Below are 21,327 nucleotides of genomic sequence, written 5' to 3' on the forward strand. Positions count from 1 at the left end.
GCCAATCATGGCCCAGGCCAGGAGAAAATCGCCGGGAAGCCGCTGGCATCCGCCGCGGTCATCGGGTACGCCACCAGGAAGCCCTGCACGTACTCGCAACCATTGGCCTTCAGCCAAGCCGCCTGGGCCGGGGTTTCCACACCCTCGGCGATCAATGTGATGCCGTAGTCGGCGCACAGGCCGATGACGCTGCGGACCAGGGCAGCATCCACTGCCGAATCGGGCACGCGCGCCACCAGGTGGCGGTCGAGCTTCAAGGTGTCGATCGGCAAGTCACGCAGCATGCGCAACGAGCAGTCGCCGGCGCCAAAATCGTCCAGAGCCACCCGCACCCCCAGCTCGCGCAAGCGGTGTATCTGTTTGACCGCCGCATCGATGTTGTACATCAGCGAAGTTTCCGCGACTTCCACCTCCAGCTGCGCCGGGTCCAGCTGGTAAAGCTGGATCACCCGCTGCAACTCCTCGACCAGGCCGGGCATGACAAACTGCGCGCGGCTCAGGCTGATGCCAAGCACAAGGTCGGCGGGAAACCGGTCGTACCAGGCCTGGCGCTGGGCGGCCCCGTGGCGGTAGATCCAGCTGGCCAGGCGGTTGATCAGGCGGGCTTCTTCCAGCAATGGAATGAACAGCCCCGGCGGCACGTCGCCGACGCTGGGGTGCTGCCAGCGCAACAAGGCCTCGAAGCCACGCAGTCGGCCATCAATGAAGGACACCTGCGGCTGGTACACCAAGGTGAAGTCCTGCTGCTCGATGGCGGCGCGTACACTGTCTTCCAGCATCAGCCGCGAACGCGCCCGGCCGTTGAGCTCCTGGTCGTAGAAACGGTACTGCTGGCGCCCGGCCTGCTTGGCGGCGTACATCGCCGCATCGGCTGCGCGCAGCAAGCCTTCCACATTGGCCCCGCAGTCCGGGTAGGTGGCGATGCCGATGCTGACCCCAAGGCATACATCAAGCCCTTCGATCTGGTGGCTGATCGAAATACGCTCAAGCAACTGCTCGGCATAGCGCCCGGCCTGTTCGGGATACGGCAGGCTGTCGAAAAGCGCTGTGAATTCGTCACCGCCCATGCGTGCCAGCAAGGCCTCGCTGCCCAGGCAATCCTTGAGTTGCTCGCCCACCCAGCGCAGTACACGGTCACCGGTGTCGTGGCCCAACGAGTCGTTGATGCGCTTGAAGCCATCCAGGTCCATGTACATCAATGCCTGCGCCTTGTCCGAGCGCTCGTTGCGCAGCAGCGCACCTTCGGCAGCCTGGTAGAAACCGCGGCGGTTGAGCAGGCCGGTGAGCGGGTCGGTCACGGCTTGGTATTCCAGCTGCTGGTGCAGGTTGCGCACCACCGACATGTCCAGCACGGTGACCACCATGGCCTGCTGGTCAGCCGGCAGCGGGGCGCAGGACAATGCCACCGGCACCAGTTCGCCGCCGGGGGTACGCAGCTGGGCATCATGCACCCGGAAGATACGCCGCCCCAGGTAGGCCTGGTAGAAGTCAGAATCACCCCACAGGCTGGCACTGGCCAGTTGTACCAGGTCGAGCAGGTGCACGCCCTGCAGTTGCTGCATCGGGGCAGACAGCAAGCGTGAAATGGCCGGGTTGGCAAAACTGATGATGCCCTGGGCATCCACCACCAGGATGCCTTCGGCGGCATTCTCCAGGATCGACGCATTGAACGCCCTGGCCGCTTCCAGCTCGCGCGTCAGGCGCTGCAGCATGCGCCGGTTGCGTTGCTGGTCGAGCAAGGCCTGGACCTTGGGCTTGAGAATTTGCGGGTCGAACGGTTTGAACATGTAGTCCACAGCGCCGCTGGCGTACCCTTTGAGCACGGCGGCTTCGGACTGTTCGTTGGCGGTAAGGAATATGATCGGTGTCAGCCGGGTGCGCTGGCTGCCACGCATCAGCCGGGCGACTTCGAAACCATCCATCTCCGGCATCTGTACATCCAGCAAGACCAGGTCGACATCGTGTTCGAGCAACGCACTCAAGGCTTCCGTCCCCGAGCTTGCCGTCAACACTTGCCAATCCTGCCGGGCCAGCAACGCCCGCATGCTGATGAGGTTCTCCGGGTAGTCATCTACCACCAGTAGAACCGAGCTGCCATCCAGTGGCTGGGGTTGAACTTGAGCTTGAGCGCCATCCATGCTGCTTCTCGATTATGTGACCGACTTCAAAATACGGTTGGATCCATTAGTACTCTAGACCTGAGGTGGTAACACGCAATGCAATCAGAACGCTATCAGCGGTTCAACTGTACGGTAGCCGACTAACGGTCGGTCTGCCGGAATTATGTTCCGGCTTTTTGTCGGCCATAAAAAAACCCGCATCGCTGCGGGTTTTTTTCACTGCTGCCAGTCGATCAGTTGACCTTGGCGGCCAGCTCACCTTTCAGGTAGCGCTGGTACATGCCTTCCAGGGAGATCGGCTTGATCTTCGAGGCATTACCGGCAGTGCCGAAGGCTTCGTAACGGGCGATGCACACGTCACGCATGGCTTTGACGGTTTCACCGAAGAACTTGCGTGGGTCGAACTCGCTCGGGTTCTGCGCCATCAAGCGACGCATTGCACCGGTGGAAGCCAGACGCAGGTCGGTGTCGATGTTGACCTTGCGCACGCCGTGCTTGATGCCTTCAACGATCTCTTCGACCGGTACACCGTAGGTTTCCTTGATGTCGCCGCCGTACTGGTTGATGATCGCCAGCCACTCTTGCGGTACCGAGGAAGAACCGTGCATCACCAGGTGGGTGTTGGGGATGCGCTTGTGGATTTCCTTGATGCGGTCGATGGCCAGCACGTCACCGGTAGGTGGCTTGGTGAACTTGTAGGCACCGTGGCTGGTACCGATGGCGATCGCCAGGGCGTCGACCTGGGTCTTCTTGACGAAGTCGGCCGCTTCTTCCGGATCGGTCAGCATCTGGCTGTGGTCCAGCACGCCTTCGGCGCCGATGCCGTCTTCTTCACCGGCCATGCCGGTTTCCAGCGAACCCAGGCAGCCCAGCTCGCCTTCTACCGAAACGCCGCAGGCGTGCGCCATGGCAACGGTCTGCTGAGTAACGCGGACGTTGTACTCGTAGTCGGTCGGGGTCTTGCCGTCTTCGCCCAGCGAACCGTCCATCATCACCGAGCTGAAGCCCAGCTGGATGGAGCGCTGGCAGACGTCAGGGCTGGTGCCGTGGTCCTGGTGCATGCACACCGGGATGTGCGGGAATTCTTCGATCGCAGCCAGGATCAGGTGACGCAGGAACGGGGCACCGGCGTATTTGCGGGCGCCGGCCGAGGCCTGGACGATCACCGGGGAGTCGGTCTTGTCAGCCGCTTCCATGATGGCGCGCATCTGCTCAAGGTTGTTGACGTTGAAAGCTGGTACGCCGTAACCGAACTCGGCGGCGTGGTCCAGCATCTGGCGCATGCTAATGAGTGCCATTGTGTATCTCTCTCCCGACAAGCGTCGTTTGTTTCGTGCAAGCCTGCCGCAGGGGCGGTTGCTGTTCAAGTAGTGTGGGCCATTCACGCGGCCCGGCCAGTCACGGTGCCTTGCAGCCCCGCCCAATCAGGTCGTTGGTTGCCACCCAATACACCAGGCCTTCTTCGCCCTTGGTGTGGAAGGCCAGCATGCCATCGCTGTACAGCGCACCCGAAGCACCCGGCTCGGACTTGAGCCGGTAGACCTGGTCACCGCCGCCAAGGCGTACGTCGACCTGGTCGCGCCGTGCATCGGCGAAGCGCCACAGCACTTCGGCCTGGGTGTCGCAGACCCAACGGGTCCAGTTGTCTGCCGGGGCGGGTTGCGCCGGCTGCAGCAGTGAGCATCCTGCCAGTGTCGCCAGGGCCGTTACGGCCAAAAGCGCTTTCATTCAGTTTCCTCGATTTGGGGCTGCCGTGCAGCCCTTCGCGGGCTTGCCCGCTCCCACAGAGACCGCACTGTACCTGTGGGAGCGGGCAAGCCCGCGAAGGGCCGCACAGCGGCCCCTTCTCCAAGACCACAAATCAACCTTCAGGTTGCCTATCACCCGATCAAGGGCAACCCGGCGCCTTGCGCTGGTGGTCTTCGTCGTACTTTTCCAGGCCTTCCGGGCCCACGCGCTTGCTGATGACCGGCACGGTTTCGGCCTGCCACTCGGACTGGTAGCAACCACCCTTGGGCGGATGCGCCGGGTCGCCATCCGAGGCCGGGCTGCCAGAGCAGGCGCTCAGCAGGCCAGCCAGCATCATCACAGGCAATTGCTTGACCATCAGGCCACTCCCTTTGCCAAGCGCCGACGTCATCAGGCCTTGGCCCGCTCTTCCAGGATTGCCACCGCTGGCAGGACCTTGCCCTCGACGAACTCGAGGAAAGCACCACCACCGGTAGAAATGTAGGAGATTTGCTCGCTGACGCCATATTTGTCGATGGCTGCCAGGGTGTCACCGCCACCGGCGATGGAGAACGCTGCGCTCTCGGCAATGGCTTTTGCCAGCACCTTGGTGCCGTTGCCGAACTGGTCGAACTCGAACACGCCGACCGGGCCGTTCCACAGGATGGTCTTCGACGACTTCAGCAGCTCGGCGAAGTTGGCTGCAGTTTGCGGGCCGATGTCCAGGATCATGTCGTCGGCAGCAACGTCGGCGATGGCCTTGACGGTAGCTTCGGCGCTCTCGGCGAACTCCTTGGCAACCACCACGTCGACGGGCAGCGGCACGCTGACCTTGGCGGCGATGGCCTTGGCGGTGTCGACCAGGTCAGGCTCGTACAGGGACTTGCCAACCGGGTGGCCAGCAGCGGCCAGGAAGGTGTTGGCAATCCCGCCACCAACGATCAGTTGGTCGCAGACCGAGCTCAGGCTATTCAGTACGTCCAGCTTGGTCGATACCTTGGAACCGGCAACGATGGCTGCCATTGGCTTGGCCGGGGCCTTCAGGGCCTTGCCCAGGGCGTCCAGTTCAGCAGCCAGCAGCGGGCCTGCAGCAGCGACTTTGGCAAACTTGGCTACACCGTGAGTGGAACCTTCGGCGCGGTGGGCGGTGCCGAAGGCGTCCATGACGAACACGTCACACAGGGCAGCGTACTTCTGCGCCAGCTCGTCGGCGTTCTTTTTCTCGCCCTTGTTGAAGCGCACGTTCTCGAACAGCACCAGCTCACCGGCCTGTACCGCGACACCGTCCAGGTAGTCGGCAACCAGTGGCACGTCACGGCCAAGGGCCTTGCTCAGGTAGTCGGCAACCGGCTTGAGGCTGTTCTCGGCAGAGAATTCACCTTCGGTCGGGCGGCCCAGGTGCGAGCAGACCATTACCGCCGCGCCCTTCTCCAGGGCCAGCTTGATGGTCGGCAGCGCTGCCAGGATACGCGCGTCGCTGGTTACCACACCGTCCTTCACAGGCACGTTGAGGTCTTCGCGGATCAGTACGCGCTTACCTTGCAGGTCGAGGTCGGTCATCTTCAACACGGTCATGAATGCAGTCCTTCAGGGCTGTTTGTTGCGGGTTGGGTGAACGACGTGCAGAAAGTGTTCGGCAACGTCGAGCATACGGTTGGCAAAACCCCATTCGTTGTCGAACCAGGCCAGCAGGTTCACCAGGCGGGGGCCGGAAACGCGGGTCTGGCTGGCATCGACAATCGCCGAATGCGGGTCATGGTTGAAATCACAGCTGGCGTGCGGCAGCTCGGTGTAGGCCAGCAAGCCTTTCAGCGGGCCTTCCAGCGCGGCCTCGCGCAGCACCCGGTTGACCTCGGCCGCACTGGTGTCGCGGGCGGTCTGCAGGGTGATGTCCAGGCACGAGACGTTGACGGTCGGTACACGTACCGCTTTGGCCTGGATTCGCCCGGCAAGTTCCGGGAGCAGGCGTTCGATGCCACGTGCCAGACCAGTGGACACCGGGATCACCGACTGGAAGGCCGAACGCGTGCGGCGCAGGTCTTCGTGGTGGTAGGCGTCGATCACCGGCTGGTCGTTCATTGCCGAGTGGATGGTGGTGATCTGCACGTACTCGATGCCGAACGCCTGGTCCAGCACACGTAGCAGCGGCACGCCGCAGTTGGTGGTACACGAGGCATTGGACACCAGGCGTTCGCTGCCGGTCAGGCAGGCCTGATTGATACCGTAGACCACCGTGGCGTCAACGTCGGCCTCGCTGGCCATGGGCTGCGAGAACAGCACACGTGGCGCGCCGGCGTCGAGGAAACGCTGGCCATCGGCACGGGTGTTATAGGCACCCGAGCACTCCAGTACCAGGTCGATACCCAGCGAGGCCCAGTCGATGCCTTCGGGGGTGGCACTGCGCATTACCTTCACGCAGTCGCCATTGATATGCAGACAGTCGCCGTCAACTTTCACCTCGCCGGGGAAACGCCCGTGGGTGGAGTCGAAGCGTGTCAGGTATTCCAGGCTGGCCTGGTCGGCCAGGTCGTTCAGCGCGACGATCTCGAAACCGGCCTTCGCCCCCCGCTCGAACAGCGCGCGCAGGACACAGCGGCCGATGCGGCCATAACCGTTGAGTGCAACTTTGTAGGGACGCAGGTGGGGCATAGGTAGCTCTTGAACTCCGGCAGTTGAACGGGGCCGCTGCGCGGCCCATTCGCGGCACAAGGCCGCTCCTACAGGGGACGGCGTATGCAATACCCTGTAGGAGCGGCCTTGTGCCGCGAACGAGGGCCAAAGGCCCTCGCCTTCCTTGTATCAGTCTTCCAGCAGCTCTTCGGCAGTGCCCAGGATGTTCTCCAGGGTGAAACCGAATTCTTCGAACAGTGCAGAGGCCGGGGCCGACTCACCGTAGGTGGTCATGCCAATGATACGACCTTCCAGGCCGACGTACTTGTACCAGAAGTCGGCATGGGCGGCTTCGATGGCGATGCGCGCCCCCACTTCCAACGGCAGCACGGACTGCTTGTAGGCAGCGTCCTGGGCGTCGAACACACTGGTGCTTGGCATCGACACCACGCGCACCTTGCGGCCTTGCTCGGTCAGTTTGTCGAACGCCTGAACGGCAAGGCCCACTTCGGAACCGGTAGCGATCAGGATCAGCTCAGGCTCGCCAGCACAGTCTTTCAGCACGTAACCGCCACGGGCGATGTCAGCGATCTGCTGGGCGTCGCGGTCCTGGTGCTGCAGGTTCTGACGCGAGAAGATCAGCGCCGAAGGGCCATCCTTGCGCTCCAGGGCGTGCTTCCAGGAAACCGCCGACTCAACGGCGTCAGCTGGGCGCCAGGTGTCCAGGTTCGGCGTGCTGCGCAGGCTGGCCAGCTGCTCGATCGGCTGGTGAGTCGGGCCGTCTTCGCCCAGGCCAATGGAGTCGTGGGTGTAGACGTGGATCACACGCTGCTTCATCAGGGCAGACATGCGCACGGCGTTGCGGGCGTATTCCATGAACATCAGGAAGGTCGCACCGTAAGGCACCAGGCCACCGTGCAGGGCAACGCCGTTCATGATGGCGGTCATGCCGAACTCGCGCACGCCGTAGTACATGTAGTTGCCATTGGCATCTTCATGGCTGACGCCCTTGCAACCTTTCCACAGGGTCAGGTTGGAGCCAGCCAGGTCGGCCGAGCCGCCCAGCAGTTCCGGCAGCAGCGGGCCGAAAGCGTTCAGGGTGTTCTGGCTGGCCTTGCGGCTGGCAATGGTCTCGCCCTTGGCCGCGACTTCAGCAATATAGGCAGCGGCTTTTTCCGCGAAGTCGGCTGGCAGCTCACCGCTCAGGCGGCGCTTGAGTTCGCCTGCCAGCTCAGGGAAGGCAGCGGCGTAGGCGTCGAAGCGCTTGTTCCACTCGGCTTCGACCTTGGCGCCAGCGTCCTTGGCATCCCACTCGGCGTAGATGTCGGCAGGTACTTCGAACGGACCGTGGTTCCAGTTCAGTTCCTTGCGCGCCAGGGCGATTTCGTCGTTGCCCAGCGGAGCACCGTGGCAGTCTTCCTTGCCCTGCTTGTTCGGCGAACCGAAACCGATGATGGTCTTGCAGCAGATCAGGGTCGGGCGATCGCTCTTGCGGGCGGTGTCGATGGCGGTACGGATCTCGTCGGCGTCGTGGCCATTGACGTTGCGGATCACCAGCCAGTTGTAGGACTCGAAACGCTTCGGCGTGTCGTCAGTGAACCAGCCTTCCACTTCACCGTCGATGGAGATGCCGTTGTCGTCATAGAAGGCAACCAGCTTGTTCAGGCCCAGGGTGCCGGCCAGCGAGGCGACTTCGTGGGAGATGCCTTCCATCATGCAGCCGTCGCCCAGGAACACGTAGGTGTTGTGGTCGACGACGTTGTGGCCTTCACGGTTGAACTGGGCGCCCAGTACCTTCTCGGCCAGGGCGAAGCCCACGGCGTTGGCCAGGCCTTGGCCCAGCGGGCCGGTGGTGGTCTCCACACCCGGGGTGTAGCCGAACTCCGGGTGGCCCGGGGTACGGCTGTGCAGCTGGCGGAACGATTTGAGGTCATCGATGGTGACGTCGTAGCCGGTCAGGTGCAGCAGCGAGTAGATCAGCATCGAGCCGTGGCCGTTGGACAGCACGAAGCGGTCACGGTCGGCGAAACTCGGATTGCTCGGGTTGTGCTTCAGATAGTCGCGCCAAAGCACTTCGGCGATATCCGCCATGCCCATGGGGGCACCTGGGTGGCCGCTGTTGGCCTTTTGCACGGCATCCATGCTGAGTGCACGAATGGCGTTGGCACGTTCACGACGGCTGGGCATCGCTGATCTCCTGGGGGCTTGAATAGGTAGTGTTACGAAAAAGGCGGCCATTTTCGCCCACTGGGGGGGCTCGGGGCAATGACGTATGGTCGCAGTCGGGGGATTTTCCTGTGATTGGCATTCAATTCGGGGCAAAACCGGGTTAACCGCCCCGCCCATCACCCAATATCAAAACTTTTTGATATTGGCCTTGCTAGGGCATCGATGCCTGTCTAGACTGCCGCCCCATGAACCTCCGTGCGCAATCGATTCCCGAGCAACGCGAAGCATTGGCCGCCCTGTGCAAAGCCAGTGGCGACGCGCTGCGCCTGAATGTTTTGCGCGCACTGGCCAACGATTCGTTCGGCGTGCTGGAGCTGGCGCAGATCTTCGACATCGGCCAGTCGGGCATGAGCCACCACCTGAAGGTGCTGGCCCAGGCCGAGCTGGTGGCAACCCGCCGCGAAGGTAACGCCATCTTCTATCGCCGTGCCCTGCCCGACGGCCTGCGCCTGGGCGGCCGGCTGCATGCGGCGCTGCTCGATGAAGTCGACGACCTGGTCCTGCCGCCCGATGTGCAGGCGCGGATCGCCCAGGTGCAGCAGCGCCGTGCGGCCACCAGCCAGGACTTCTTCCTGCGCGTTGAAGAAAAGTTTCGCGCCCAGCAAGACCTGATCGCCGGCCTGCCGCAGTACCGCGAAAGCCTGCTTGCGCTACTCGACAAACTGCATTTCGACCCGGCCGCCAGCGCCCTGGAGGTCGGCCCCGGTGACGGCGGCTTCCTCCCCGACCTGGCCCGGCGCTTCGCCCAGGTGACCGCCCTGGACAACAGCCCGACCATGCTCGAACTGGCGCGCCAAGTATGCCAGCGCGAGGGGCTCGACAACGTGCACCTGCAGTTGGCCGATGCACTAGGTGCAACGGATGTGTCCGCCGACTGCGTTGTGCTGAACATGGTGCTGCACCATTTCAGCGACCCGGCCCTGGCCTTGCGCCAGCTGGCCAAACGGGTGAAGGCAGGCGGTAGCCTGCTGGTCACCGAATTGTGCAGCCATGACCAGGGGTGGGCGCGGGTCGCCTGCGGCGACCTGTGGCTTGGCTTTGAACAGGACGACCTGGCCCGCTGGGCCAACGCTGCCGGGCTGGCCCATGGGGACAGCCTGTACGTGGGCTTGCGTAACGGTTTCCAGATCCAGGTCCGCCATTTCCAGCGGACGGCTGGCGACATACACCATCGGTAAATTTCAGGAACCTTCGAGATGAGCGAATACTCCCTTTTCACCTCCGAGTCCGTGTCCGAAGGGCATCCGGACAAGATCGCCGACCAGATTTCGGACGCCGTCCTTGATGCCATCATCGCTCAGGACAAATACGCCCGCGTAGCGTGCGAAACCCTGGTCAAGACCGGTGTCGCCATCATCGCCGGCGAAGTCAGCACCTCGGCCTGGGTCGACCTGGAAGACCTGGTGCGCAAGGTCATCATCGACATCGGCTACAACAGCTCCGACGTCGGCTTCGACGGCGCCACCTGCGCCGTGATGAACATCATCGGCAAGCAGTCGGTGGACATCGCCCAGGGCGTGGACCGCTCCAAGCCAGAAGACCAGGGCGCCGGTGACCAGGGCCTGATGTTCGGCTATGCCAGCAACGAAACCGAAGTGCTGATGCCTGCACCGATCTGCTTCTCGCACCGTCTGGTCGAGCGCCAGGCCGAAGCGCGCAAGTCCGGCCTGCTGCCGTGGCTGCGCCCGGATGCGAAGTCGCAGGTCACCTGCCGCTACGAAAACGGCAAGGTAGTCGGTATCGACGCCGTGGTGCTGTCGACCCAGCACAACCCGGAAGTGTCGCAGAAAGACCTGCAAGAAGCCGTGATGGAGCTGATCGTCAAGCACACCCTGCCTGCCGAGCTGCTGCACAAGGGCACCCAGTACCACATCAACCCGACCGGCAACTTCATCATCGGTGGCCCGGTGGGTGACTGTGGCCTGACCGGCCGCAAGATCATCGTCGACTCCTACGGCGGCATGGCCCGCCACGGTGGTGGCGCGTTCTCCGGCAAGGACCCGTCCAAGGTCGACCGTTCCGCTGCCTACGCCGGCCGCTACGTAGCCAAGAACATCGTTGCCGCTGGCCTGGCCGAGCGCTGCGAGATCCAGGTGTCGTACGCCATTGGCGTGGCCCAGCCGACCTCCATCTCGATCAACACCTTCGGCACCGGCAAGGTCTCCGACGACAAGATCATCCAGCTGGTGCGTGAGTGCTTCGACCTGCGTCCGTACGCCATCACCACCATGCTCGACCTGCTGCACCCGATGTACCAGGAAACCGCTGCCTACGGCCACTTCGGCCGCGAGCCGCAGCAGAAGACTGTCGGCGACGACACCTTCACCACCTTCACCTGGGAGCGTACCGACCGCGCCCAGTCGCTGCGTGACGCTGCCGGCCTGTAAGTTTCCTACAGCGCCAGACGAAAGCCCCTGCCGAGCGATCGGCAGGGGCTTTTTTGTGACATATCGGCTGACAATCGCGCGGCGGCAAGCGCCTGCAAACCTGCCTAGGCTGGAGGACTCACCCGCCATGCAAGGATGCTGGCCATGCCTTACCTGCTGCTTGTCCTGCTGTTTGCGCTACACACCCCACTGGCCAGCGCCACCTCATGCCCCGACTGGACCCCGCAACAGGCCGAGACCGAAGTTGCGCAACTGCGCGCCACGCTTGCCCGATGGGACGGGCACTACCATCGCCAGGGCATAGCCCTCGTGGCCGACGAACTGTACGACCAGAGCCGCGAGCGCCTGAATCACCTGCAGCAGTGCTTCGCGATTGGCAGCAGCCCCTCCCCCTTGGCCAGCGCTCGCGGCCCGGTCCCCCACCCCGTGCCCCATACCGGCGTCGACAAGCTGGCAGACCGCCAGGCCGTGGCGCGATGGATGGCCGGCAAGACCGGCGTGTGGGTACAGCCCAAGGTCGATGGTGTTGCAGTATCCCTCACTTACCAGCAGGGCCGATTGGTACAGCTGACCAGCCGGGGTGACGGTGTACACGGCCATGACTGGAGCCGACACATTCCACAACTCGGCGCAATCACCCGACAGTTGCCCATGCCGGTAGACCAGCACTTGCAAGGTGAGCTGTATCTGCGCCTGAACGAACACGTACAAGCCAAGGCAGGCAGTGCCAACGCCCGCGGCACTGTGGCCGGGCTGCTCGCACGCAAGCACCTGACCGCCGAGCAAGGGGACACGATCGGCCTGTTTGTGTGGAGCTGGCCGCAGGGCCCCGGGCAACAGGCAGAACGCCTCGCACAGCTGGCACAACTGGGGTTCCCGGACAGCCTGCGTTACAGCATCGCCATCGACACGCTGGAGGACGCAGCACACTGGCGTGAGCACTGGTACCGCTCCCCCCTGCCCTTTGCCACCGACGGTGTGATCCTGCGCCAGGGCAGCCGGCCGCCCGCGCAGCGCTGGCAAGCCAAGGCGCCGTACTGGATCGCGGCCTGGAAATACCCCTATGTGCAAGCCTTGGCCGAGGTGCGCGACGTGCGCTTTAGGGTTGGCCGCACCGGCAGGGTCACGCCCATTGTGCATGTGCAGCCGGTAACCCTCGATGACCGGCGCATTTCCCAGGTAAGCCTTGGCTCGCTGGGGCGCTGGCAAGCCTTGGATATTCGCCCCGGCGACCAGGTGGCCATCAGCCTGGCCGGGCTGACCATTCCACGCCTGGACCACGTCGTGCACCGCGCTGTCGAGCGCCAGCCACTGGCCGTGCCTGCACCCGACCAGCATCATGCCCACAGCTGCTGGCAGGCCAGCGAAGGCTGTGAAGAGCAGTTCATTGCCCGGCTTGCCTGGCTTGGCGGAAAACAAGGCCTGGCCTTGCCGCGTACCGGGCCCGGCACATGGCGCCGGCTGGTCGAAGCGGGCCTGGTAACGTCGATGACCGACTGGCTGCATCTCGATGCCGAGCGCCTGCAGCAAGTACCCGGCATAAGCAGCCTGACGGCGGCACAGCTGCTGGGCAGCTTCGACCAAGCGCGCTCACGCCCTTTCGATCAGTGGCTGCGCGGCATTGGCGCGCCCGTCAGCAAGCATCTTCAACTGACAGGCGACTGGGCAGAGCTGGCTTCACGCAGTCCCGGGCAATGGCAAACCGTGCCCGGCATCGGCGCAAAACGCTCGCGCCAACTTGTGGATTTCTTCGCGGCTCCTGAGGTGCAGGCCGTTGCTGCACGGTTGGCGAAAACCGGCATAGAGGGGTTCCCCGCGAGCCCCCAGCGCATTGAGCAATGATTTTTTACCATTTAGCTCGTAGGAAAAACCCGAGATTAAAGCCGAAAACCTCACCAAGGGTTCCTAAATGGGCAAAACCAAGGCAGGATTTCCACCAACTTTTGCTGCCCCGCCCCGTTCAGGAGGCTTTTCATGAAACGCATTTCGACTCTTATCCTGCTCGCATCACTGGGTTTGGCTGCGGGAGCTGTACAAGCGGCCCAGCCGGACCCAGGCCTGACCGGTTGCGCCGCCAAGCGCAGCGCCATCGAGAACCAGTTGAAAATCGCCCGCGACCACGGCAACAGCGACCAGGTCGCCGGGCTGGAGGAAGCACTGCGTGGCGTGGACAACTGCACCGACGCGAGCCTGCGCAAAGAGCGTGAGCAGAAGGTGCTGGATGCACGTCACGAAGTGGCGCAGCGGGAAAAAGACCTGAAGAAAGCCGAGAAAAAAGGCGACGCGGAGAAGATCAACAAGCGCAAGGACAAGCTTGCCGAATCGCGTAAGGAACTGCAGGAAGCCGTGGACGATCTGGATCGCTAACAGCGATTTGCGTTGCCCTTACTGGCCTCATCGCCGGCAAGCCAGCTCCCACAGGTATCACACTGCCTTCAATTACTGCGCAGTACCTGTGGGAGCTGGCTTGCCGGCGATGAGGCCACAGCAGGCCATCAATGATTACGAAACTCGGTATGGCACGCCTTGCACGCCGCTTCGACCTTGTCCATCGGCGCTTTCAGCCGTGCAGCGTCCAGCGGCTGGCTGCGGCTGACATCGACCAGTTCGCCCGTGACGCTTTCCAGCTGCCGGGCCAGGTCATGAAAACGCGCCTGACGCTCCCATACCTCTGCGCGCGCGGCACTGTCACCGCCATCGCGCACCTGCGGAAAGTGCTGCCAGGGTTGATGCGACAGGCTGTCCAGCTTGAGCGCACCGTCGGCAAACTTCAGCCCGTCGAACGGCAACCGGCCACGCAGCATGCCGCCCAGGTCTTCACTGGTCTTGAGCATGTCCTTGAATATCACCTTGCGTTTGCCCAGTGGCGAGTTAGGGTCAACCCGGTCACAACCACTCAGGGCCAGGGCGGCCAGCAGAACAACGGTCAATCGCTTCAACATCACGCTCACTTCGGCCTACGCAAATGGGCGGCCAGTATCGCTGCCCAAGGGCCAAACACCAATAGCCACATAAAAAACAGGGGCGAATTTTCATGTTCGCCCATGACAGGAATGCACACATGACATCTGCCCTGCGCCACCTGGCCTGGACACTCCCAGTGCTGGCTTTGCTGGCCGGCTGCAACGGCGGCGAAAGCGCCAAGCCAGAGCCCCACGCCATCGCCACCTACGCCCCGGCCACCTGGAAAGACCTGCCCGCAGTCAGCGACGAAGACCTGCTGGCCGGTTTCTACGCCTGGCGCAGCGGCTGTGAGAAGCTCAAGCGCGACCCGGTGTGGGCCGCCACCTGCGAAGCCGCCGGCAGCAACACGGCGAGCGCTGCCCAGGTGCGTACCTTCCTTGAGCAGAATCTGCAGGTTTATGGCCTGCGCTCCGCCGAGAACAATGCCAACGGCCTGATTACCGGTTACTACGAGCCGGTCTACCCCGGCAGCCTGAGCCAATCAGCCACCAACCATGTGGCGGTTTACGGCCCCCCGGATGACATGATCGTGGTCGACCTGGCCAGCGTCTACCCCGAGCTGAAGGGCAAGCGCCTGCGTGGCCGTCTTGACGGTCGGGTGCTCAAACCATACGACACTGCCGAAGTCATCAACCGTGACGGCGTAAAGGCCCCGGTGCTGGCCTGGCTGACCGACCCCATGGACCTGCAATTCCTGCAGATCCAGGGTTCTGGCCGGGTGCAACTGGAAGACGGGAGCCAGCTGCGCCTGGGCTACGCCGACCAGAACGGCCACCCCTACCGGCCGATCGGCCGCTGGCTGGTGGAACAGGGCCAGCTGAAAAAAGAAGAAGTGAGCATGGGCGCCATTCATGCCTGGGCCCAGGCCAACCCGCAACGCGTACCAGAACTGCTGGCCAGCAACCCAAGCTACGTCTTCTTCAGCACCCGCCCGGACAGCAACGAAGGCCCGCGCGGTTCGTTGAACGTACCGCTGACAGCGGGCTACAGCGTGGCCATCGACCGCAAGGTAATTCCGCTGGGCAGCCTGTTGTGGCTTTCCACTACGCGCCCGGACGGCTCGCCAGTGGTGCGCCCGGTGGGTGCGCAGGACACTGGTGGGGCGATTGCGGGCGAAGTGCGTGCCGACCTGTTCTGGGGCACCGGGCCGGAAGCCGGCGAGCTGGCGGGGAACATGAAGCAGCAGGGGCAGATCTGGATGCTCTGGCCTAAAGGCCAGCCACTACCTGAGGTACCTAAGGTACCTTGATCGGCGGTGGATTCTTCGCGGGCTTGCCCGCTCCCACAGGTACACCACAGCCCTTGAATACTGTGGTGTACCTGTGGGAGCGGGCAAGCCCGCGAACAAAGCAACGCGGTTTCAGATGGAAACCACGAAGAACGACACGATAATTGCCAACCCGGCAAACCACACCAGCGAGCGCAAGGCCGCCCAATCGGCCAGGTAACAGATGATGTAAAGCAAGCGGCTGGTGATGTACATCACCCCCAGCACATCCTGCGTCACCTGCTCGGCATTACCGACGATATCCGCCACCAGCACCGCAGCCGCAAACGCCGGGAATGCCTCGTAGCCATTCTGCTGCGCCGCATGGGCACGCCGTGGCAAGCCCGACAAGGTATCAAGGAAGGCTCGCGGGTCGTGATTGTCCTTGAGGCCGAACCGGCCGCTGGCCACCTTGGCGATCAAGGCACACAGCGGGTTCAGCAGCAGCGCGATCAGGATGCACCACAGGGCAACGGTCATGCTCAGACTCCTTGTTCGATAATGGGTTAGAGCTTCATCACCAGCATGCCTGCCAGGACCAGCCCGCAAGCTAGGAGTCTCGGCCCGCCAAAAGGTTCTTTGAGGTAGCGCATACCCAGCAGCACCACCAGAATCACGCTCAACTCCCGCAATGCGGCCGCCTCGGCCACTGACCCCAGGTGCATGGCCCACAACACCAGGGCATAACTGAACAATACGCAGAACCCCACCGCCAGCCCAAGGCGCCATTGCGTTCGCCAGAACAGGACGAACGGTGCCCGCCGCGCCACACTGGCCAGCAGCGGGAATTGCCAGGCACTGAGCAATGTCAGCCATACCAGGTAGTCCCACGGTTTACCCCACAAGCGCACGGCCTGGCCGTCGAACCAGGTGTAGCAGCCGATGCACAGGCCGATCAGGGCCACCACCGGCAGCATCGACCAAGGCAGCCGGTCACCGCCGCCGCCCTGCCACAACAGGCAGGCCATGCCACACGGGATCAGCAGGATGCCGATGATCTGCTGCTGGCTCAGCGACTCCCCGGCAAAGGCCAGCGTCAGCCCCAGCACCACCAGTGGCGACAGCCCGCGCATCAGAGGATAGACCAGCCCCAGGTCGCCCACGCGGTAGGCCTTGATCAGCAGGTAGCGGTACAACTGCTCGGCCAGCGCCGAGGCTATCAGCCAAGGCCATATCTCAGCCGGCGGCACATCGACGAAGGCCACAGCCAGCACTGCGAATACCAGCGCCACCGTGTCCATGCTGGCGATCACCAGCAAGCGCTCGCCGCTGAATTTGATCAGGGTATTCCAGGTCGCATGCAGCAGGGCGGCGACCAGCACCAGGGATGTTGCCAACACGCCTTCTTGTCCTTATGGCTTTTCAGGCTGTGAATATATAGCGTTCGGGGGCCGCTGTGCGGCCCAATCGCCGGCAAGCCAGCTCCCACATTGACCGCGCCACTTTCCAGGTTGATGCAGTACATGTGGGAGCTGGCTTGCCGGCGATTGGGCTGCGCAGCAGCCCCCTTACATGGGAACGATTGGAACGAATCCGGTCAAAGCTTGTGTCCCGAACCCCGCGCCAGGTCATCAAAGAACTGCCCGAGCCATTCGGGTAACGACTTGGAAGCCACTGTCACAGGATTCGGGATGCTTGAATTAGTTGCCGCGTTTATCTGCCTCACCACCCTCCTTACCTATGTAAATTACCGCTTCATCGGCCTGCCCCCCGCCATCGGCGTGATGGTCACGGCGTTGCTGTTCTCCCTGATGCTGCAAGGCCTGAGCCTGATCGGCTTCCCTGGCCTGGAAGAACGCGTCGAAGGGCTGATGAACCAGATCGATTTCAACGACCTGCTGATGCACTGGATGCTGGCGTTCCTGCTGTTTGCCGGCGCACTGCACGTGAACCTCAGCGATCTGCGCAGTTATCGCTGGCCGATCGGTTTGCTCGCGACAATCGGGGTGCTGATTGCCACCGTGGTCATCGGCTACCTGTCGCACTGGGTATTCGCGATGTTCGGCTGGCAAGTGCCACTGATCTACTGCCTGCTGTTCGGTGCGCTGATCTCGCCTACCGACCCGATTGCCGTGCTGGGCGCGCTGCGTACCGCCAACGCCTCCAAACCGCTGAAAACCACCATCGTCGGTGAGTCACTGTTCAACGATGGCACCGCGGTGGTGGTGTTCACCGTGTTGCTGGGCATCATCCAGCTGGGTGAAACGCCGAGCATGACCGACACGGCGATCCTGTTCGCCCGCGAGGCCATTGGCGGCGTGGTGTTTGGTGGCCTGATCGGCTACGCCACCTACCGCATGATCAAGAGCATCGAGCAGTACCAGGTGGAAGTCATGCTGACGCTGGCGCTGGTCATCGGCGGCTCGGCCATGTGCTACGAGCTGCACGTCTCGGCGCCGATCGCCATGGTGGTGGCCGGCCTGATCATCGGCAACCTGGGGCGCAACCTGGCGATGAACGACATGACCCGTCGCTACATGGACGGTTTCTGGGAGCTGATCGATGACATGCTCAACGCCCTGCTGTTCGCGCTGATCGGCCTTGAGCTGCTGCTGTTGCCGTTCAACTGGATGCACCTGGCGGCCGGCAGTGTGCTGGCGCTGGCGGTGCTGCTGTCGAGGCTGCTGACCGTGGCCCCGGCCATTGTGTTGCTGCGCCGCTGGCGCCCGGTGCCCAAAGGCACGGTGCGGGTGCTGACCTGGGGCGGCCTGCGTGGCGGGGTGTCGGTGGCACTGGCGCTGTCGCTGCCACTGGGCGCGGAGCGTGACCTGCTGCTGTCGATCACCTACATCGTGGTGTTGTCGTCGATCCTGGTGCAGGGCTTGAGCATCGGGCGGGTGGTGCGCAAGGTCAGCGCCCAGCCGTAAGATCTTCGGGGCCGCTTTGCGGCCCCAAAAAAACGTCACTCGACGGCCGAGTCCGGGAACTGGTCCTGGACATACTTGATCTCGGTGCGCCCGTGCGCTGCCGGCAAGCCGTCTTCACCGAGGTTGACGAACACCATCTTGTCGACGGTCAGAATGCTCTTGCGGGTGATCTTGTTGCGCACTTCGCACTTGAGGGTGATCGAGGTGCGGCCGAACTCTGTGGCAGTGATGCCCAGCTCGATGATGTCACCCTGGCGCGAAGCGCTGACGAAGTTGATTTCCGATATGTATTTGGTCACGACGCGCTGGTTGCCCAGCTGGACGATGGCGTAAATGGCCGCCTCTTCGTCGATCCAGCGCAACAGGCTGCCACCGAACAGGGTGCCATTGGGGTTGAGGTCTTCGGGTTTAACCCACTTGCGGGTGTGAAAGTTCATCTGTACTCCTGACCTGCTTGGCTAACGTGTAGCAATGATGGCAGAGCGGCCGCCATCGCTCCATTGAACATCGACTATCGTCTCGATTAATCGACAGAAAACCTTGGGCAAGTGGCCGCGCGCGGCTATAATCTGCGCCGTTTCACATGGTCGCCCACTGCGGCGCCATGCCCGCCACCTGTCCGAGGGGCGCTGCAGCAGGCTAGGCCTGTCAGGCTCGGATGGGGCGTTGCTCGCTCTCGCGGGCGCTTAACGCACAACGGCGCCCATTCGCACACTACGAATGGAGGCTCTCATGAGCGCTGTAAACACGCCTGCTGGTTTTACCGATTTCAAAGTCGCTGACATCTCCCTGGCCGCTTGGGGCCGTCGCGAAACCATCATCGCCGAATCGGAAATGCCAGCCCTGATGGGCCTGCGTCGCAAGTACCTGACCGAGCAACCGCTCAAGGGTGCGAAGATCCTGGGCTGCATCCACATGACCATCCAGACCGCCGTGCTGATCGAAACCCTGGTAGCCCTGGGTGCCGAAGTGCGCTGGTCGTCCTGCAACATCTTCTCGACTCAAGACCAGGCCGCCGCGTCCATCGCCGCCGCCGGCATCCCGGTATTCGCCTGGAAAGGTGAAACCGAAGAAGAGTACGAGTGGTGCCTGGAGCAGACCATCCTGAAAGATGGCCAGCCATGGGACGCCAACATGATCCTCGACGACGGCGGCGACCTGACCGAGCTGCTGCACAAGAAGTACCCGCAGGTACTGGACCGTGTGCACGGTGTAACCGAAGAGACCACCACTGGCGTACACCGCCTGCTGGACATGCTGGCCAAAGGCGAGCTGAAAGTCCCGGCGATCAACGTCAACGACTCGGTCACCAAAAGCAAGAACGACAACAAGTACGGCTGCCGTCACAGCCTGAACGATGCCATCAAGCGTGGTACCGACCACCTGCTGTCGGGCAAGCAAGCCCTGGTGATCGGCTACGGTGACGTGGGCAAGGGCTCGGCCCAGTCCCTGCGTCAGGAAGGCATGATCGTCAAGGTCACCGAAGTTGACCCGATCTGCGCCATGCAGGCCTGCATGGACGGCTTCGAGCTGGTCTCGCCGTTCATCGACGGTATCAACGACGGCACCGAAGCCAGCATCGACAAGGCCCTGCTGGGCAAGATCGACCTGATCGTCACCACCACCGGTAACGTCAACGTCTGCGATGCCAACATGCTCAAGGCCCTGAAGAAGCGTGCCGTGGTCTGCAACATCGGCCACTTCGACAATGAGATCGACACCGCCTTCATGCGCAAGAACTGGGCCTGGGAAGAGGTCAAGCCGCAGGTACACAAGATCCACCGCACCGGCGCTGGCGACTTCGACCCGCAGAACGACGACTACCTGATCCTGCTGGCCGAAGGCCGCTTGGTCAACCTGGGTAACGCCACTGGCCACCCAAGCCGCATCATGGACGGTTCGTTCGCCAACCAGGTGCTGGCACAGATCTTCCTGTTCGAGCAGAAGTACGCCGACCTGTCGGCCGAGAAGAAAGCCGAGCGCCTGACTGTTGAAGTACTGCCGAAGAAACTCGACGAAGAAGTGGCCCTGGAAATGGTCCGCGGCTTCGGCGGCGTGGTTACCAAGCTGACCAAGCAGCAAGCCGACTACATCGGCGTGACCGTCGAAGGCCCGTTCAAGCCGCACGCCTACCGCTACTAAGTAGTCGCAGGCAACGCTTCGCAACGATGCCCAAGCCAGGCCGGCCCACACCGCCCTGGCTTTTACTTGCAGCCTGCCGCTTGAAGCAGGCTGCTTGAGGAACGAGTAATGTCACAAGAACGCCGCTACAGTTTCGAGTTCTTCCCGACCAAGACCGACGCCGGTCACGAAAAGCTGATGGGCGTCGCCCGCCAGCTGGCCACCTACAACCCGGACTTCTTCTCCTGCACCTACGGTGCCGGTGGCTCGACCCGCGACCGCACGCTGAACACCGTGCTGCAGCTGGAAAGCGAAGTGAAGGTACCGGCCGCACCGCACCTGTCGTGCGTGGGCGACTCCAAGGACGACTTGCGCGCCCTGCTGGCGGAATACAAGGCTGCCGGCATCAAGCGCATCGTCGCCCTGCGTGGCGACCTGCCATCGGGCATGGGCATGGCCAGTGGCGAACTGCGCTACGCCAGCGACCTGGTCGAGTTCATCCGCCAGGAAACCGCTGACCACTTCCACCTGGAAGTGGCCGCTTACCCGGAAATGCACCCACAGGCGCGCAATTTCGAAACCGACCTGGCCAACTTCGTGCACAAGGTCAAGGCTGGCGCCGACAGCGCCATCACCCAGTACTTCTTCAACGCCGACAGCTACTTCTACTTCGTCGAGCGCGCACAGAAGCTGGGCGTGGACATCCCGGTTGTACCCGGCATCATGCCGATCACCAACTACAGCAAGCTGGCCCGATTCTCCGACGCCTGTGGCGCCGAGATCCCGCGCTGGATCCGCAAGCAGCTGGAAGCCTATGCCGACGACACCGCCAGCATCCAGGCATTTGGCGAAGAAGTGATTACCCGCATGTGCGAACAGCTGCTGCAAGGCGGCGCACCGGGCCTGCACTTCTACACCTTGAACCAGGCCGAGCCAAGCCTGGCGATCTGGAACAACCTGAAGCTGCCACGCTGAAACTTTTTGGCAAAGTCTGCTTAAGAAATGATTAAGGCTTTGGTCATAGACTAAAGCCT

At 62.8% G+C, this 21,327-nt stretch carries 19 protein-coding genes and 1 riboswitch; of the genes, 8 read left to right on the forward strand and 11 right to left on the reverse strand.

The window, feature by feature from the left end:
• Positions 1 to 5 precede the first annotated feature (5 nt).
• The 7 genes from ACN6NG_RS27465 to tkt all read right to left on the reverse strand — a co-directional run bounded on the left by ACN6NG_RS27465 (position 6) and on the right by tkt (position 8,645).
• On the reverse strand, positions 6 to 2,138 hold the full coding sequence (locus ACN6NG_RS27465) for a putative bifunctional diguanylate cyclase/phosphodiesterase (RefSeq protein WP_474317173.1): 2,133 nt from the start codon (positions 2,136 to 2,138) through the stop codon (positions 6 to 8).
• Positions 2,139 to 2,353: 215 nt separating this feature from the next.
• Positions 2,354 to 3,418 carry a class II fructose-bisphosphate aldolase gene (gene fba / locus ACN6NG_RS27470; protein ID WP_016501943.1) on the reverse strand — a complete coding sequence of 355 codons (1,065 nt, stop codon included), beginning with the start codon at positions 3,416 to 3,418 and terminating at the stop codon, positions 2,354 to 2,356.
• Positions 3,419 to 3,518: 100 nt separating this feature from the next.
• The gene (locus ACN6NG_RS27475; RefSeq protein WP_474317178.1) at positions 3,519 to 3,848 is read right to left on the reverse strand and encodes an MliC family protein; all 330 of its coding nucleotides are present in this window, start codon (positions 3,846 to 3,848) and stop codon (positions 3,519 to 3,521) included.
• A gap of 160 nt (positions 3,849 to 4,008) precedes the next feature.
• Positions 4,009 to 4,260 carry a hypothetical protein gene (locus ACN6NG_RS27480; protein ID WP_016489511.1) on the reverse strand — a complete coding sequence of 84 codons (252 nt, stop codon included), beginning with the start codon at positions 4,258 to 4,260 and terminating at the stop codon, positions 4,009 to 4,011.
• Positions 4,260 to 5,423, reverse strand: coding sequence for a phosphoglycerate kinase (locus tag ACN6NG_RS27485; protein WP_016501945.1), 1,164 nt, complete (start codon positions 5,421 to 5,423; stop codon positions 4,260 to 4,262). Before ACN6NG_RS27485 ends, ACN6NG_RS27480 begins: the two co-directional genes overlap by 1 nt.
• A gap of 12 nt (positions 5,424 to 5,435) precedes the next feature.
• Positions 5,436 to 6,497, reverse strand: coding sequence for an erythrose-4-phosphate dehydrogenase (gene epd / locus ACN6NG_RS27490; protein WP_043198225.1), 1,062 nt, complete (start codon positions 6,495 to 6,497; stop codon positions 5,436 to 5,438).
• Between the two features lie 150 nt (positions 6,498 to 6,647).
• Complete coding sequence (gene tkt, locus ACN6NG_RS27495) at positions 6,648 to 8,645, reverse strand: transketolase (protein WP_016501947.1); 1,998 nt, start codon at positions 8,643 to 8,645, stop codon at positions 6,648 to 6,650.
• 227 nt (positions 8,646 to 8,872) lie between these two features.
• On the opposite strand from tkt, the gene ACN6NG_RS27500 reads away from it, so the two are divergent.
• The 4 genes from ACN6NG_RS27500 (at position 8,873) to ACN6NG_RS27515 (ending at position 13,441) form a co-directional block, all read left to right on the forward strand.
• Positions 8,873 to 9,865 (forward strand): ArsR/SmtB family transcription factor, encoded by a 993-nt coding sequence (locus tag ACN6NG_RS27500; RefSeq protein ID WP_353456412.1) that lies wholly within the window; start codon positions 8,873 to 8,875, stop codon positions 9,863 to 9,865.
• A gap of 18 nt (positions 9,866 to 9,883) precedes the next feature.
• A complete protein-coding gene (gene metK / locus ACN6NG_RS27505; protein WP_043198231.1) occupies positions 9,884 to 11,074 on the forward strand; it encodes a methionine adenosyltransferase in 1,191 nt (396 codons plus the stop codon).
• A 144-nt stretch (positions 11,075 to 11,218) separates the two neighbouring features.
• Positions 11,219 to 12,916, forward strand: a complete 1,698-nt coding sequence (gene ligB / locus ACN6NG_RS27510) for an NAD-dependent DNA ligase LigB (RefSeq protein ID WP_474317184.1) — start codon at positions 11,219 to 11,221, stop codon at positions 12,914 to 12,916.
• A 132-nt stretch (positions 12,917 to 13,048) separates the two neighbouring features.
• Complete coding sequence (locus ACN6NG_RS27515) at positions 13,049 to 13,441, forward strand: DUF1090 domain-containing protein (RefSeq protein ID WP_063423366.1); 393 nt, start codon at positions 13,049 to 13,051, stop codon at positions 13,439 to 13,441.
• Positions 13,442 to 13,569: 128 nt separating this feature from the next.
• Here the strand turns inward: ACN6NG_RS27515 and ACN6NG_RS27520 are convergent, their stop codons facing one another.
• Positions 13,570 to 14,016, reverse strand: a complete 447-nt coding sequence (locus ACN6NG_RS27520; protein ID WP_063423365.1) for a c-type cytochrome — start codon at positions 14,014 to 14,016, stop codon at positions 13,570 to 13,572.
• 119 nt (positions 14,017 to 14,135) lie between these two features.
• Between ACN6NG_RS27520 and mltA the strand changes: the two genes are divergently transcribed.
• Positions 14,136 to 15,287 carry a murein transglycosylase A gene (gene mltA / locus ACN6NG_RS27525; RefSeq protein WP_474317188.1) on the forward strand — a complete coding sequence of 384 codons (1,152 nt, stop codon included), beginning with the start codon at positions 14,136 to 14,138 and terminating at the stop codon, positions 15,285 to 15,287.
• 111 nt (positions 15,288 to 15,398) lie between these two features.
• On the opposite strand, the gene ACN6NG_RS27530 is transcribed toward mltA, so the two are convergent.
• Both ACN6NG_RS27530 and ACN6NG_RS27535 read right to left on the reverse strand, forming a co-directional pair.
• Positions 15,399 to 15,785 carry an MAPEG family protein gene (locus tag ACN6NG_RS27530; protein WP_016501953.1) on the reverse strand — a complete coding sequence of 129 codons (387 nt, stop codon included), beginning with the start codon at positions 15,783 to 15,785 and terminating at the stop codon, positions 15,399 to 15,401.
• Between the two features lie 26 nt (positions 15,786 to 15,811).
• The gene (locus ACN6NG_RS27535) at positions 15,812 to 16,645 is read right to left on the reverse strand and encodes a DMT family transporter (RefSeq protein WP_016501954.1); all 834 of its coding nucleotides are present in this window, start codon (positions 16,643 to 16,645) and stop codon (positions 15,812 to 15,814) included.
• Between the two features lie 291 nt (positions 16,646 to 16,936).
• Here ACN6NG_RS27535 and ACN6NG_RS27540 point away from each other — a divergent pair, with 291 nt between their 5' ends.
• Positions 16,937 to 18,172, forward strand: coding sequence for a cation:proton antiporter (locus tag ACN6NG_RS27540; RefSeq protein WP_049272981.1), 1,236 nt, complete (start codon positions 16,937 to 16,939; stop codon positions 18,170 to 18,172).
• A gap of 35 nt (positions 18,173 to 18,207) precedes the next feature.
• Here ACN6NG_RS27540 and ACN6NG_RS27545 read toward each other — a convergent pair whose 3' ends face one another.
• The gene (locus ACN6NG_RS27545) at positions 18,208 to 18,609 is read right to left on the reverse strand and encodes an acyl-CoA thioesterase (protein ID WP_016501956.1); all 402 of its coding nucleotides are present in this window, start codon (positions 18,607 to 18,609) and stop codon (positions 18,208 to 18,210) included.
• A gap of 178 nt (positions 18,610 to 18,787) precedes the next feature.
• Positions 18,788 to 18,884, forward strand: a riboswitch (S-adenosyl-L-homocysteine riboswitch).
• Positions 18,885 to 18,904: 20 nt separating this feature from the next.
• Here ACN6NG_RS27545 and ahcY point away from each other — a divergent pair.
• Both ahcY and metF read left to right on the forward strand, forming a co-directional pair.
• Positions 18,905 to 20,314, forward strand: coding sequence for an adenosylhomocysteinase (gene ahcY, locus ACN6NG_RS27550; protein WP_063423363.1), 1,410 nt, complete (start codon positions 18,905 to 18,907; stop codon positions 20,312 to 20,314).
• A 108-nt stretch (positions 20,315 to 20,422) separates the two neighbouring features.
• Positions 20,423 to 21,268, forward strand: a complete 846-nt coding sequence (gene metF / locus ACN6NG_RS27555; protein WP_016501958.1) for a methylenetetrahydrofolate reductase [NAD(P)H] — start codon at positions 20,423 to 20,425, stop codon at positions 21,266 to 21,268.
• Positions 21,269 to 21,327: the final 59 nt, after the last annotated feature.

Source organism: Pseudomonas sp. TSO6 (genome assembly GCF_056098905.1).